The organism is Streptomyces sp. CT34 (assembly GCF_000805335.1).
In the GTDB taxonomy this organism is placed as follows: Bacteria; Actinomycetota; Actinomycetes; order Streptomycetales; family Streptomycetaceae; genus Streptomyces.
Genome location: NZ_KN708638.1, coordinates 2,108,417 through 2,121,588 on the forward strand (window position 1 = coordinate 2,108,417; position 13,172 = coordinate 2,121,588).

The window sequence follows — 13,172 nt, forward strand, 5'->3', positions numbered from 1 at the left end:
TCGGTTCAGCCCTCTCTGACAGTTTCCCGGGACGGGTCCCGGAAGGCTTCTAGTTCTACTTCGACGAGTACGCGGGAGTCGACGAAGCCGGAGACCACGAGCACGGTCGCGGCGGGCGGCGCGGCCTCGAAGAGCTCGCGGTGGGCGCGGCCGGCCGCGTCCACATCGCGCAGGTGGGTCAGGTACACACGGGTGCGCAGCACGTCGGCGGCGCCCAGGCCGAAGGGTTTCAGCGCCGCCAGCGCGTTGCCGAAGGCGACCCTGGTCTGGACGTAGGGATCGCCCTCCCCCTGGAGGACGCCGCCGACCAGCGGCAGGGTGCCGGCGACCAGGACCCGGTCACCGGCCGCCACGGCGCGCGCGAAGCCAATGGTCTCTTCCCAGGGACTGTCGGTCCGTACGCGCTCGATGGTCATCACGCCGCCTTCCCGTTGACCGTTACGACACTGCCTTCAGTGCCTCTTCCAGGGTGAACGCCTTCGCGTAGAGCGCCTTGCCGACGATGGCGCCCTCGACACCTTCCGGCACCAGGGTCGCGATCGCCCGCAGGTCGTCCAGGGAGGAGACGCCGCCGGAGGCGACGACCGGGCGGTCGGTGGCCGCGCAGACGTTCTTGAGGAGTTCCAGGTTGGGGCCCTGGAGGGTGCCGTCCTTGTTGATGTCGGTGACGACGTAGCGGGCGCAGCCCTCGGAGTCCAGGCGGGCCAGCGTCTCGTAGAGGTCGCCGCCGTCGCGGGTCCAGCCGCGCCCGCGCAGGGTCGTGCCGCGCACGTCCAGGCCGACCGCGATCCGGTCGCCGTGCTCGGCGATGATCCTGGCCACCCAGTCGGGGTTCTCCAGCGCCGCGGTGCCGATGTTGACGCGGGTGCAGCCGGTCGCCAGGGCGGCGGCCAGCGAGGCGTCGTCGCGGATGCCGCCGGACAGCTCCACCTTGATGTCCATGGAGCGGGCGACCTCGGCGATCTGCGCGCGGTTGTCGCCGGTGCCGAAGGCGGCGTCCAGGTCGACCAGGTGCAGCCATTCGGCACCGGCCCGCTGCCAGGTGAGAGCGGCCTGGAGCGGGTCGCCGTAGGAGGTCTCGGAGCCGGACTCGCCGTGCACCAGGCGGACCGCCTGGCCGTCGCGGACGTCCACGGCGGGGAGGAGTTCGAGCTGCTTCGCGGAGGGGGACATCACAGGGTCTCGATCCAATTGGTCAGGAGCTGGGCGCCGGCGTCGCCGGACTTCTCGGGGTGGAACTGGGTGGCCCACAGCGGGCCGTTCTCGACCGCGGCCACGAACGGCTCGCCGTGGGTGGCCCAGGTGACCTTCGGTGCGGTGATGTTGGTGTTGCCCACCTCCAGCTCCCAGTCGTGCACCGCGTAGGAGTGCACGAAGTAGTAGCGGGCATCGGCGGGCAGCCCGGCGAAGAGCCGCGAGCCCTCGGCGGCGCGGACGGTGTTCCAGCCCATGTGCGGGACGACCTCGGCCCGGAGCGGGCCGACCGTGCCGGGCCACTCGTCCAGGCCCTCGGTCTCCACCCCGTGCTCGATACCGCGGCCGAAGAGGATCTGCATCCCGACGCAGATGCCCATCACCGGCCGGCCGCCGGACAGCCGACGGCCCACGATCCAGTCACCGCGGGCCTCCTTGAGGCCGCGCATGCAGGCGGCGAACGCGCCGACGCCGGGGACCAGCAGCCCGTCGGCCTTCATGGCCGTGTCGTAGTCGCGGGTGACCTCCACCTCCGCGCCGACGTGGGCCAGGGCGCGCTCGGCGGAGCGGATGTTGCCGAAGCCGTAGTCGAAGACGACGACCTTCTTACGGGGTGCCGAGGCGGTCAATTCCACACCTCCAGCCGCATCACACCGGCGACCAGGCACATCGCGGAGGCGATGGCCATGAGGGTGATCACGCTCCTGGGCAGCTTCTGCTTCCAGAAGGAGTAGACACCGCCGACGAGGAAGAGGCCCACGAGGATGAAGACGGTGGACAGACCGTTCATCAGAGCGCGCCCTTCGTGGAGGGCAGAATGCCGGCCGCGCGCGGGTCGCGCTCGCTGGCGTAGCGCAGGGCGCGGGCCAGCGCCTTGAACTGGCACTCCACGATGTGGTGGGCGTTGCGGCCGTAGGGGACGTGGATGTGCAGCGCGATCTGCGCCTGGGCGACGAAGGACTCGAAGATGTGCCGGGTCATCGTCGTGTCGTAGGTGCCGATCATCGGCGCCATGTTCTCCGGCTCGGTGTGCACCAGGTACGGGCGCCCCGAGAGGTCGACGGTGACCTGGGCGAGCGACTCGTCCAGCGGGACGGTGCAGTTGCCGAAGCGGTAGATGCCGACCTTGTCGCCGAGGGCCTGCTTGAAGGCGGCACCCAGCGCGAGGGCGGTGTCCTCGATGGTGTGGTGGGTGTCGATGTGCAGATCGCCGTCGGTCTTGACCTTGAGGTCGAAGAGGCCGTGCCGGCCGAGCTGGTCGAGCATGTGGTCGTAGAAGCCGACGCCGGTCGACACGTCGACCTGGCCGGTGCCGTCGAGGTCGATCTCGACCAGCACCGTCGTCTCCTTGGTGGTGCGCTCCACGCGCCCCACGCGGGCGGTGGCCCCGCTCATCGCTTGTTCTCCTTCGGGATGCGTTCTTTCCACACCGTGCGAACCGCGTCGAGGAACGCATCGTTCTCGGCCGGGGTGCCGGCGGTGACCCGCAGCCAGCCCGGTACGCCGTTGTCACGGACGAGTACGCCGTGGTCGAGGAGCGCCTGCCAGACGGCGTGCGCGTCGTCGAACAGGCCGAACTGGACGAAGTTGGCGTCCGAGGCGACGACCTGGCAGCCGATCGCCCGCAGTGCGGTGACCAGCCGGTCCCGCTCGCTCTTGAGCTGCTCGACGTACTTCAGGAGCGTGTCGGTGTGCTCCAGGGCGGCGAGCGCGGTGGCCTGGGTGACGGACGAGAGGTGGTACGGCAGCCGGACCAGCTGGACGGCGTCGACCACGGCGGGGTCGGCGGCCAGGTAGCCCAGCCGCAGCCCGGCGGCGCCGAACGCCTTGGACATCGTCCGGGACAGCACCAGGTTCGGCCGGCCCTCGATCAGCGGCAGCAGCGAGGGCCGGTGGCTGAACTCGCCGTACGCCTCGTCGACCACCACCAGCGCCCCCGCGGAGTCCGCCCGGGCGGCCTGCGCTGCCTCGTACAGCGCCAGGACGGTGTCCGCCTCGACGGCGGTGCCGGTCGGGTTGTTCGGCGAGCAGATGAAGACCACGTCGGGCCGCCGCTCGGCGATGGCCGCCTCGGCCGCCTCGACGTCGATGGTGAAGTCTTCGTTGCGCGGGCCGGAGATCCAGCCGGTGCCGGTGCCGCGCGAGATCAGCGCGTGCATGGAGTACGAGGGCTCGAACCCGATGGCGGTGCGGCCGGGGCCGCCGAAGGTCTGGAGCAGCTGCTGGATGATCTCGTTGGAGCCGTTGGCGGCCCAGACCTGGGCGGCGGTGACCTCATGGCCGGCGGTGCGGGTGAGGTAGCCGGCCAGCGCGGTGCGCAGCTCGACGGCGTCCCGGTCGGGGTAGCGGTTCAGCTGCCGGGCGGCCTCGGTGACCCGCTCGGCGATCCGCCGGACCAGCGGTTCGGGGAGCGGGTAGGGGTTCTCGTTGGTGTTCAGGCGCACCGGGACGTCCAACTGCGGTGCGCCGTAAGGGGACTTGCCGCGCAGCTCGTCCCGGATGGGGAGCTCGTCGATCCTGGACACGGGGGAGTTCTTGGTCACGTACGTGCTCACTTGCTCTGGGGGACCGTCCAGCCGAACCTCGCCTTGACCGCCGCGCCGTGGGCCGGGAGGTCCTCGGCCTCGGCGAGGGTCACCACATGGTGGGCGACCTCGGCCAGCGCCTCGCGCGAGTAGTCCACGACGTGGATGCCGCGCAGGAAGGACTGGACCGACAGCCCGGAGGAGTGGCAGGCGCAGCCGCCGGTGGGCAGGACGTGGTTGGAGCCGGCGCAGTAGTCGCCGAGCGACACCGGGGCGTACGGGCCGACGAAGATCGCGCCGGCGTTGCGGACCCGGGCGGCGACCGCGGCGGCGTTCTCGGTCTGGATCTCCAGGTGCTCGGCGCCGTACGCGTCCACCACCTTCAGGCCGGCGTCCAGGCCGTCGACGAGGACGATCGCGGACTGCCGGCCGGAGAGCGCCGGCACGATCCGGTCCTCGGTGTGCTTGGTGGCCGCGATCTGCGGCCGGAGCTCCTTCTCGGTGCGCTCGGCCAGCTCCGCGGAGTCGGTGACCAGCACGGCGGCGGCCATCGGGTCGTGCTCGGCCTGGCTGATCAGGTCGGCGGCGAGGTGCACCGGGTCGGCGGTCTCGTCGGCGAGGATCGCGATCTCGGTGGGCCCGGCCTCGGAGTCGATGCCGATACGGCCCTTGAGGAGGCGCTTGGCGGCGGCGACGTAGATGTTGCCGGGGCCGGTGACGAGGTTGACCGGGGCGCACTCGTCGGTGCCGTAGGCGAACATCGCGACGGCCTGGGCGCCGCCGGCGGCGTAGACCTCGTCCACGCCGAGGAGGGCGCAGGCGGCCAGGATCGTCGGGTGCGGCAGGCCGCCGAACTCCACCTGCGGCGGGGAGGCCACGGCCAGCGCGTCGACGCCCGCCTCCTGCGCGGGGACCACGTTCATGACGACGGAGGAGGGGTAGACCGACCGGCCGCCGGGGACGTACAGCCCGACCCGCTCGACCGGGACCCAGCGCTCGGTGACCGTGCCGCCGGGGACGACCCGGGTCGTGACGTCGCCGCGACGCTGCTCGCGGTGGACGATCCGGGCGCGTCGGATCGACTCCTCCAGGGCGGCGCGGACGTCCGGGTCCAGCGCGTCGAGGGCCTTGGTGAGCGCCTCGGCCGGCACCTTCACCCGCTCGATCTCGACCCCGTCGAACCGCCGCGCGTACTCGATCAGCGCCGCGGTGCCGCGATGGCGTACGTCCTCGCAGATGGGCCGCACCTTCTCCAGGGCGGCTTCCACGTCGAACTCGGCACGGGGCAGCAGGTCGCGCAGGGCGCCGCCCTCGGGAAGGGCGTCACCGCGCAGATCGATTCGGGAGATCACCCCACCAGTGTCTCAGACCCGCTCTCGGGGCCGAGCGGCCGTATCACTCAGTGATACGCAGTCACGCACGGCCCGGACGACCGCGGCCCGGCCCCGCGAAAGTTGACCGGAGTTGGCCCTGACCACACGTGTTCAACCGGTCACAGGACGGGCAAGGGGACGGTGCGGGCGTACGGGGGCATCCGTGGGGCGGGCGGGAAGACGGCCCGCCGGGATGCGTCCGAACAGGTAGCCCGACGCCGCGGGGCCGCATCGCGGCGCGCGGCACGGCACACACCGGTACCGCACGGCACACCGACACGCACAGCAAGGGGGATCCACCGTGACCGGAGCCAGGGACGGCGACGCGCCCGCCGACCTGCGACTGACCTCGGCGGAATGGAGCATGTGGCAGGCGTTCCGCAACGGCAGCACCTGCGATCTGCACGGCGGCGAGGCGTCCCGCGACGATCCGCACGGGCAGCATCTGTGGGGCCCGGAGCGCCGGGTCCGGGCCCGGATCCTGGCGCTGCTGCTGCTCGACGGGCCGCCGGCGCAGCCCGGCCGGGTCTCCGCGCTCAAGCTGACCGGGGCGTACATCACGGACACTCTCGACCTTGCGGGCGGCAGGATCAAGCCATTCGTTGAGCTGCGGGACTGCCGCTTCGAGGCCGAGGTGGTGCTGCCGGAGAGCCGGTTCACCACGCTGCGGATGGTGAACTGCGCGATACCCCGGCTGGAGGCGGCCCGGCTGCACACCGAGGGCGATCTGCACCTGCCGCGCTGTGTGGTGCAGTCCGGGGTCCGGCTGACGGACGCGCACATCGGCACCGACCTGATGCTCAACCAGGCCGTGGTGCACAAGGACCGGCAGGGCCGCTCGATCACGGCGGACGGGATGACCGTCGGCCAGGACCTCCAGGCCGAGATGCTGGAGTCGCACGGCGAGCTGTCGTTGCGCGGCGCCACCGTCGGGGTGTCGCTGAGCCTGCGCGGCAGCCATCTGAGCAATCCGTTCGGCCGCCGGGCGCTGAACGCCCCCCAGCTGACCGTCGAGCGCACCCTGTACCTGACCGCCGCCGGCCTGGCCAACTCCCCGTTCTCCAGCAGCGCCACACCCCCGTACGGCATCACCCACACCCCGGCGCGCGGCACGCGGATGCAGCGCTTCGAGTGCGAGGGCGGGGTGCGGCTGGACGACGGGCGGTTCGGGGACGCGGTGGACCTGGAGCACGCCCGGTTCGTGATGGAGTCCGACCAGGAGCTGTCGCTGCGCCGCATCCACACGCCGGAGCTGCGGTTCCTGAGCGAGCGCCCGCAGCGCGGCCGGGTGATCCTCTCCGGCGCCCGGGTCGTCAACCTCGTCGACAAGTCGGCGAGCTGGCCGGGGCTGGGCGGGCTGATGATGGCCGGCTTCTCCTACGAGACGCTGATCCCGCGCGGCCACTTCCCGCTCGCGCTGCGGCTCCAGTGGGTGGCCGCGGCGACCCCCGAGTACGCGCCCGAGCCGTACGAGATGCTGGCCTCCTCGCTGCGCGCGATGGGCGAGGACGCGGACGCCCGGGAGGTGCTGCTGGCCAAGCAGCGGCGGCGCCGCGAGACGCTGCCGCTGGCGGCGAAGGCGTGGGGGTTCCTCCAGGACTGGACGGTGGCCTACGGCTACCGGCCGGGGCGGGCCGCGCTGTGGATGGCGGTCCTGTGGGCGATCGGCACCGCGTACTTCTCGGCCTGTCCGCCGCCGCTCCTCAAGCACGACGAGATGCCGCACTGGAACCCGTACCTCTACTCGCTGGATCTGCTGCTGCCACTGGTGGATCTCCATCAGAGCGAGGTCTGGGCGCCGGCCGGCGTCGCCCAGTGGGTGGCGGCGGTGATGATCCTGGCGGGGTGGGTGCTGGCGACGACCATGGCGACCGGTGCGTCCCGGCTGCTGCAACGGCAATAGCACCGGTACGGGGACGGGGTGGTGGCCCGCGCCGCCGCAGGCTCTAGGCTTACCGGCTGTGACCTCCGTTCGCCTGCCGCTCTTCCCCCTCAACTCGGTGCTGTTCCCGGGACTGGTGCTCCCGCTGAACGTCTTCGAGGCGCGGTACCGGGCGATGATGCGCGATCTGCGGGCGGCGCCCGAGGAAGACCGCCGGTTCGCGGTGATCGCCATCCGGGACGGCCGCGAGGTGGCGCCCACCGCGCCCGGACTGCCGGACGCCACCCTGCCGGCCGGCGACGGCCCGGCCGCGGGCTTCGGCGACGACCCGATCCGGGCGTTCCACGCCGTCGGCTGCATCGCGGACGCCGCCACCATCCGGGAGAAGTCCTCCGGCTCGGGGTCCGACTCCGGCTACGAGGTCCTGGCCACCGGCACCACCCGCTTCCGGCTGCACTCGGTCGACGCCTCCGGGCCGTACCTGACGGCCGAGCTGACGGAGCTGGCGGAGGACCAGGGCGAGGGCGCGGGCGCGCTGGCGTCGGGCGTCGTCCGGGCCTTCCGCACGTACCAGAAGCGGCTGGCCTGGGCGCACGAGCGGACCCTGTCCAGCGGCCAGGACCTGCCCGCCGACCCGTCGGTGCTGTCGTACCTGGTCGCCGCGGCGGCCGTCCTGGACGTGCCCGCCAAGCAGCGGCTGCTGGAGGCGCCGGACACCGCGGCCCGGCTCGGGCAGGAGCTGAAGCTGCTTCGTCACGAGTCGGCGCTGCTCGATAAGCTCCCGTCGCTGCCGGCCGTGGACCTGACCCGGCAGCCGAACAGCCCCAACTGACCTGCGGCGGCCGGGAGTCCGGACGCCGGCACGGCGCGGCCGGCCGGTCGCCCGCTCCCGGGTCCGGGTTCCGTACGAGTGAGGCGATGCCGCGGTGGCGAAGAAGACGAAGCAGGGCAGGAAGGGCGGCCAGCAGTCCGGCGGCACCCCGGCGACGGTGGCGCTGGCCGCGTCCGGGGTCCCGTTCACGGTCCATGCCTACGAGCACGACCCGGCCGCCGCGTCGTACGGCGAGGAGGCCGCCGAGGCGCTCGGGGTCGGTCCCGACCAGGTGTTCAAGACGCTGCTCGCGGATGTCGACGGCACGCTCACGGTCGCCGTGGTGCCGGTCTCCGGCTCGCTCGATCTGAAGGCGCTGGCCGCCGCGGTGGGCGGCAAGCGGGCCGCGATGGCCGATCCGGCGGCGGCCGAGCGCAGCACCGGCTACGTCCTGGGCGGGATCTCGCCGCTCGGCCAGCGCAGGCGGCTGCGCACGGTCGTGGACGCCTCGGCGCAGGGCCGGCCGACGGTGTGCGTCTCGGCGGGGCGGCGCGGCCTGGAGGTCGAGCTGGCGCCGGCCGACCTGGTCGCGCTGACCGGCGCACGGATCGCGCCGATCGCCCGCGGCTGACCGCCGCCCGGCATGGCCGGCGCACGCCCTTTACGGCACTGCCTTCCTCGGCTATTCCTCGGCTACGACCGGGGAGGAGGTACGCCATGTCGAAGAGGACCCGCAAGCGGAAGTGGCGCATCAGGAAGGGCCGGGCCAATCACGGGCGCCGGCCGTCCTGAGGCACGGCGGCCACGTCCTGAAGAAGGGACCCACCGGCCGGGCGTCAGTCGCCGGCCGGTGGCTCCTGCTGCGGCCGGGCGGACCACTCCGGCCACTCCGGCTCCGGGTCGCGCGGCCCGAACAGCCCGACCAGCGCCAGCAGCGTCAGCATCGACGCGATCGGCCAGGCCAGCAGCGCGCCCTTCGCCTGGAGCCGCAGCGGGCCGTCGAAGACCACCCCGGGCCCGACCTGCCGGGCGTGCGCGACCACGTCCGGGGTGGGCCCCAGCCACATCCCGACCAGCCAGCCGAGCGCGGCGCCCAGCAGTCCGCCGGCGGCCAGCGAGACCACCAGCGGGATGCCGCCGCGCCGCCGGAAGAAGAACACCGCGGCGGCGGTCACCACGCCGAAGGCCAGGCCCAGCAGGACGAAGGTGCCGTCCGCGCCGATCGCCTCCTCGCCCTCGGTGTTCTTGAGGTAGACGTTGTGGGTGTCCGCGATCAGCGGGATGCGCGGTGCCAGCCAGGCCCACAGCACCCCCAGCAGCGCCCCGCTCAGCGCCACCAGCAGCGCGATCAGCACGCCCTCGCGCAGCTCGCGGGCGCGTTCGGGGCCGCCGCCGTCCGGTGCGGCGTCGGGGGCCGGATCGGACGGGTGCGGATCGGACGGGTGCGGTTCTTCGGGCGGCTGGCCGTCGGGGGGCGTCTGCGGTGCGGTCACCCCGTCATCGTGCCAGGTCCGCGCGGTGGCCCCGGCAGCAGGACGCCCGGTCGGGCCGGTCACGCCGGTCACCGGGCCGCCGCCCGGCGGTACGCCCAGGTCGCGACGGTCAGCGAGAGCACCCCGACGGCGGCGCAGACGCCCAGGTCGGCGCAGACCACGAACCAGTCGGGGCGCGGCGCGAAGCTGTGCGCCAGCGCCTCCACCCCGTAGGTCGAGGGCAGCAGATCGCGCGCCCAGCCGATCGCCTCGGGCATCCGGCCGGCCGGCAGCACGCCCAGCAGCAGCGCCGCCGACATGCCCAACTGGCCGCAGAGGGTGGCGAGTTCCTGGCGCGGTGCGAGCAGCCCGAGGGCCGCGCCGAGACCGGAGAGCGCCGCGCCGGACAGCGGGACGACGGCCGCCAGCACCCATAGATGAGCCATCGGCAGCTGGAAGAGCAGCGAGCCGACGACCGCGGTGGCCACCGTCCCCGGCACCGTGAACGAGGCGTAGGCGCCGGCCGCCCCGAGCACCACGGCGGCCGGCGGCACCGGCAGCGTCGCGTAGTGGTCGAGCCCGCCGCCGGCCCGCAGCTGACCGAAGTACTGCGCCAGCAGGTTGAGCGCCACGAAGGCGACGACCAGTACGGCGGAGCCGGAGACCACCGACCGGGCCGGGTCGCCGCCGCTGACCACACCGCGCAGCAGCACCATGATCCCGACGGACTGGAAGGTGGCGACGAACAGCAGCGGTATCCGGGCGACCCGGGCCCGGGAGAGCTGGGCGCGGTAGACGGCGCCCAGCGAGGGCAGCAGCCGGGCCCGCGGCGCCAGCGGGGCGGCGGCGCCGTCGTCCGGCCCTGCCCCGGACGCGGCCACCGCCCGGGCGGGAACCACACTCACGTCGTCACCCGGCTCTCGTGGTCGTCTCGTCGTCCCGACATCGCCGCCGGGGGCCAGGACCGCGCGCCGCCGCGCCCCGCGCCGCTCACGCCTTCACCAGCCCCGCCGCGCGCCCGCCCAGCGCCGGACTGCCATCCCCCGGGGGCAACCCCCGGACCCCCGGCCGGTACCCGACTGCCCCTCACGCCTTCACCAGACCCTCCGCGCGCCCGCCCAGCGCCAGGTACACGTCCTCCAGGCTCGGCGTGGCCAGGGTGAAGTCGTCGAGGGCCGCGAAGGCGGGGCCCGCGGTGACCGCGGTGACCGCGGAGCGGGCCTGGTCGGCGGGGAGGCGCAGGGTCCAGCGACGGCCGGCGGCGCGGGCGGCGGCGCCGAGGGCGGCGACTTCGGGGACGTCGAGCGGGGGGCGGTCCCGCCAGACCAGCTCCAGCCGGACCTCCTCCCCCACCAGCTCCTTCAGGCCGCCGGGCGTGTCACAGGCGATGACCCGGCCGCGGTCGATCACCGCGACCCGGTCCAGCACGCTCTCGGCCTCCAGGACGTTGTGGGTGACCAGGAGGACGGTGGCGCCGCGCTCGGCCCGGCGGCGGTCCACCGCGGCCCACACGGCGCGCCGGGCGACCGGGTCCATCCCGGTGGTCGGCTCGTCCAGCACCAGCAGCGGCCGTTCGCCGATCAGCGCGGTGGCGAAGCAGGCCAGCCGCCGCTGCCCGCCGGACAGCTTCTTCAGCGCCCGCCCGGCGAGGTCCGCCAGGCCCAGCTCGTCGATCACCGCGTCCCGTTCGGCGCGCGCCTCGCGGGCGCCCAGGCCGCGCAGCCGGCCGGTGGTCTCCACGGCCAGGGCGACGGTCAGTTCGTCGAGCGCGGTGGACTCCTGTCCCAGGTAGCCGAGCAGCCGGGCGGCCCGCTCGGGGTGGCGGACCAGATCGTGGCCGAGTACGGAGATGCTCCCGGAGTCCGGGCGCAGCAGCCCGGTCAGCTGGCGGACCAGGGTGGACTTGCCGGCGCCGTTGGGGCCGAGCAGCCCGAAGATCTCGCCGCGCCGGACGTCGAGGGTGATGCCGTCACTGGCGCGTACCGGGGGCGCCTGCGCCGCCCCGCGCCGCCCGCGCAGCGCGGGGTAGGTCTTGACCAGGTCCCGCACGGCGCACACCGGTACGCCGCGCTCCACCTGTGTTGCGCCCGTCTTCACGAGCTATGAGGGTACGCCGCCCCGCCCGCCGCCCCGCCCGCGGGGCCGGGCGGCGCGGGCGCCGGGCGCACCGGTCAGTCCGCGGCCGGGGCGTGTTCCGCGGCCGTGCGGAGGTCGACCTCGCGCCAGAAACCGGCCCGGATCGCGTACCGGTCGTGCTCGTCGATCTGGTCGTCCTTGTGCGCGAGCAGCCCGAACCGGGCGGCGTAGCGCAGCAGTTCGCCGTCGATGCGGTGCGGGATGCGCGGGTACTCCGTCGAGAGCTGCTGGAGGTGGGCGGTCTCGGAGAGCCGCTCGGTCCAGCGGCGGGCGAAGACCTGGCCGACCTCGAAGGGGTCGCCGCTGACCGCGGTGATGTCCTCCTCCCGGTCGGCCCAGCGCTGCTCGGCGCTGGTCAGCTGGGCGAGGGTGGGCAACAGGGCGGTCTCGGAGGGCTCCCCGAGCGGGCCGCCGCGCTCGACCCAGCCCTTGTCGGAGGACCAGCGCAGCGTCGCGGCGGGGGTGGCGGCGGGCTGGCCGCCGTTGCCGGCGGGGCCCTGGCCCGCGGCGTGCGCCCGGCCGAGTCCGGCCAGGTCCTTGGGGGTGGGCACGCCCCGCGAGGCACCGGAGCCCGCCTCGCCGGCCGGGTCGTCGCGCCCGTCGCCGGGAGCGGGGCGGGCCGTGCCGTTGGTCCCGCCGTGGCCGCCGGTGTCGGGGTCCGGGCCGGGCCCGGCCGCGGCGGCTGCCGCGGCCACCGCGGACTCGGGCAGCGGGGCGGAGAGGATCGCGGCGATCTCGGGGCGCGGGGCGGGCGGCGGGGCGCACGGGCCGCCGAGCTCCTTGGGGCGGACCGCGCGGGTGATCCAGGCCCGGTCCAGTACGCGCCGCTCGTCGGCCTCGGCGACCAGGTCCTCCGACTGGTTGTAGTCCCCGTCGGCGGCCTGCACGGCCCAGAGGTGGACGGCGACGCCGTGCTCCTTGGCGGACATCAGTCCGGGCAGCAGGTCGCCGTCGCCGGTGACCAGCACGATGTCGGAGCAGGCGCGGTTGCGGGCGAGCTCGGTCAGCTCGGCGTGCATGGCGGCGTCCACCCCCTTCTGCGCCCAGCGCCCGTCGCTGCGGGTCAGGGCGCCCAGCCGGACGGTGACCCGGGGCATCACCCGCAGCCGGCGGTGCTCGGGCTGCGGGACGCGGTCGGGGGCGCCGTCGAACCAGTAGATCCTCAGCAGCGGCCGTTCGGTGTCCGCCTCGGCGCGCTGGCGCAGGCCCTGGATGAGGGCGGCGTGGTCGACGGTGATCCGGGAACGGGCGGGTTCTCCGGCGAGCAGGCTGGCGGCGGCACCGAGCAAATACCCGGCGTCCACCAGGACGACGCAGCGGTCCACGTTCCACCCTCTTCCCTGAGGTGCTGAAGTCCGGTCGCCCCCCGGCTCGGCCCGTGGCACGAGTTCTCTTCGGCTTCCTTCGAGTCTGCCCGACCAAACGGGGGTTATCTGCGCGAACTCGATCATCGGCGTGGCGGATTCGGCGGTGATTCCGCGTACGGCGCGTAACTGTCGTTATTACGCAGGGTAATTGCCCGAAATGCAGGGATCTGTCCGGCGTGTAAGTCTGATTCCGGCCGATCCCAGGATCCCCCTCAGGAGGCACGATCATGGCCAAGAACAAGAAGGACCGGAAGCAACCCAAGGCGAGCGAGGCCGAACGCGGCCAGCAGCAGTCGGAGAAGTCGACCATCGAGGCCATCTCCCACTCGCAAGCCCAGGGAAGCCCGGCGGACGTCGCACGCAAGCACCAGCGGCGGTTCGGTCACAACTGACACCGCGGCGCCGGTCGACG

Annotated in this window: 15 protein-coding genes; 4 read left to right on the forward strand and 11 right to left on the reverse strand. The window is 73.8% G+C overall.

Features of this window, described 5'->3' with window-relative positions; all coding sequences use genetic code 11:
- Window positions 1–5: 5 nt before the first annotated feature.
- Genes RZ84_RS09395 through hisD form a run of 7 tightly spaced genes read right to left on the reverse strand, consistent with a single transcriptional unit; the run spans window position 6 to window position 5,071 of the window.
- Window positions 6–416 (reverse strand): Rid family hydrolase, encoded by a 411-nt coding sequence (locus RZ84_RS09395; RefSeq protein ID WP_043263918.1) that lies wholly within the window; start codon window positions 414–416, stop codon window positions 6–8.
- 22 nt (window positions 417–438) lie between these two features.
- A complete protein-coding gene (gene priA, locus RZ84_RS09400) occupies window positions 439–1,173 on the reverse strand; it encodes a bifunctional 1-(5-phosphoribosyl)-5-((5-phosphoribosylamino)methylideneamino)imidazole-4-carboxamide isomerase/phosphoribosylanthranilate isomerase PriA (protein WP_043263919.1) in 735 nt (244 codons plus the stop codon).
- Window positions 1,173–1,829, reverse strand: coding sequence for an imidazole glycerol phosphate synthase subunit HisH (gene hisH / locus RZ84_RS09405; protein ID WP_078893653.1), 657 nt, complete (start codon window positions 1,827–1,829; stop codon window positions 1,173–1,175). Before hisH ends, priA begins: the two co-directional genes overlap by 1 nt.
- A complete protein-coding gene (locus RZ84_RS39605; RefSeq protein WP_043263921.1) occupies window positions 1,820–1,984 on the reverse strand; it encodes a hypothetical protein in 165 nt (54 codons plus the stop codon). Before RZ84_RS39605 ends, hisH begins: the two co-directional genes overlap by 10 nt.
- Window positions 1,984–2,589 carry an imidazoleglycerol-phosphate dehydratase HisB gene (gene hisB, locus RZ84_RS09415; protein ID WP_043263922.1) on the reverse strand — a complete coding sequence of 202 codons (606 nt, stop codon included), beginning with the start codon at window positions 2,587–2,589 and terminating at the stop codon, window positions 1,984–1,986. Before hisB ends, RZ84_RS39605 begins: the two co-directional genes overlap by 1 nt.
- Window positions 2,586–3,719, reverse strand: coding sequence for a histidinol-phosphate transaminase (locus tag RZ84_RS09420; RefSeq protein WP_043269472.1), 1,134 nt, complete (start codon window positions 3,717–3,719; stop codon window positions 2,586–2,588). The genes hisB and RZ84_RS09420 overlap by 4 nt, the downstream gene beginning before the upstream one ends.
- Window positions 3,720–3,745: 26 nt before the next feature.
- Entirely contained in the window at window positions 3,746–5,071 is a 1,326-nt protein-coding gene (gene hisD, locus RZ84_RS09425; protein WP_043263923.1) for a histidinol dehydrogenase, read from the reverse strand.
- A 322-nt stretch (window positions 5,072–5,393) separates the two neighbouring features.
- Here hisD and RZ84_RS09430 point away from each other — a divergent pair, with 322 nt between their 5' ends.
- The 3 genes from RZ84_RS09430 (at window position 5,394) to ybaK (ending at window position 8,416) form a co-directional block, all read left to right on the forward strand.
- Window positions 5,394–6,995 (forward strand): hypothetical protein, encoded by a 1,602-nt coding sequence (locus RZ84_RS09430; protein WP_043263924.1) that lies wholly within the window; start codon window positions 5,394–5,396, stop codon window positions 6,993–6,995.
- A 58-nt stretch (window positions 6,996–7,053) separates the two neighbouring features.
- On the forward strand, window positions 7,054–7,806 hold the full coding sequence (locus RZ84_RS09435; protein WP_043263925.1) for an LON peptidase substrate-binding domain-containing protein: 753 nt from the start codon (window positions 7,054–7,056) through the stop codon (window positions 7,804–7,806).
- 94 nt (window positions 7,807–7,900) lie between these two features.
- Window positions 7,901–8,416: a Cys-tRNA(Pro) deacylase gene (ybaK, locus tag RZ84_RS09440; RefSeq protein WP_043263926.1), complete on the forward strand. Its 516-nt coding sequence runs from the start codon at window positions 7,901–7,903 to the stop codon at window positions 8,414–8,416.
- Window positions 8,417–8,621: 205 nt separating this feature from the next.
- Here ybaK and RZ84_RS09445 read toward each other — a convergent pair whose 3' ends face one another.
- The 4 genes from RZ84_RS09445 to RZ84_RS09460 all read right to left on the reverse strand — a co-directional run bounded on the left by RZ84_RS09445 (window position 8,622) and on the right by RZ84_RS09460 (window position 12,718).
- Window positions 8,622–9,278, reverse strand: coding sequence for a DUF2567 domain-containing protein (locus RZ84_RS09445; RefSeq protein ID WP_043263927.1), 657 nt, complete (start codon window positions 9,276–9,278; stop codon window positions 8,622–8,624).
- Window positions 9,279–9,346: 68 nt separating this feature from the next.
- Window positions 9,347–10,156, reverse strand: a complete 810-nt coding sequence (locus RZ84_RS09450; protein ID WP_107068098.1) for an ABC transporter permease — start codon at window positions 10,154–10,156, stop codon at window positions 9,347–9,349.
- Between the two features lie 187 nt (window positions 10,157–10,343).
- On the reverse strand, window positions 10,344–11,333 hold the full coding sequence (locus tag RZ84_RS09455) for an ABC transporter ATP-binding protein (RefSeq protein ID WP_043263928.1): 990 nt from the start codon (window positions 11,331–11,333) through the stop codon (window positions 10,344–10,346).
- Between the two features lie 95 nt (window positions 11,334–11,428).
- Window positions 11,429–12,718 (reverse strand): NYN domain-containing protein, encoded by a 1,290-nt coding sequence (locus RZ84_RS09460; protein WP_043263929.1) that lies wholly within the window; start codon window positions 12,716–12,718, stop codon window positions 11,429–11,431.
- A 269-nt stretch (window positions 12,719–12,987) separates the two neighbouring features.
- Between RZ84_RS09460 and RZ84_RS39610 the strand changes: the two genes are divergently transcribed.
- Window positions 12,988–13,152 carry a hypothetical protein gene (locus RZ84_RS39610; RefSeq protein ID WP_198539960.1) on the forward strand — a complete coding sequence of 55 codons (165 nt, stop codon included), beginning with the start codon at window positions 12,988–12,990 and terminating at the stop codon, window positions 13,150–13,152.
- Window positions 13,153–13,172: the final 20 nt, after the last annotated feature.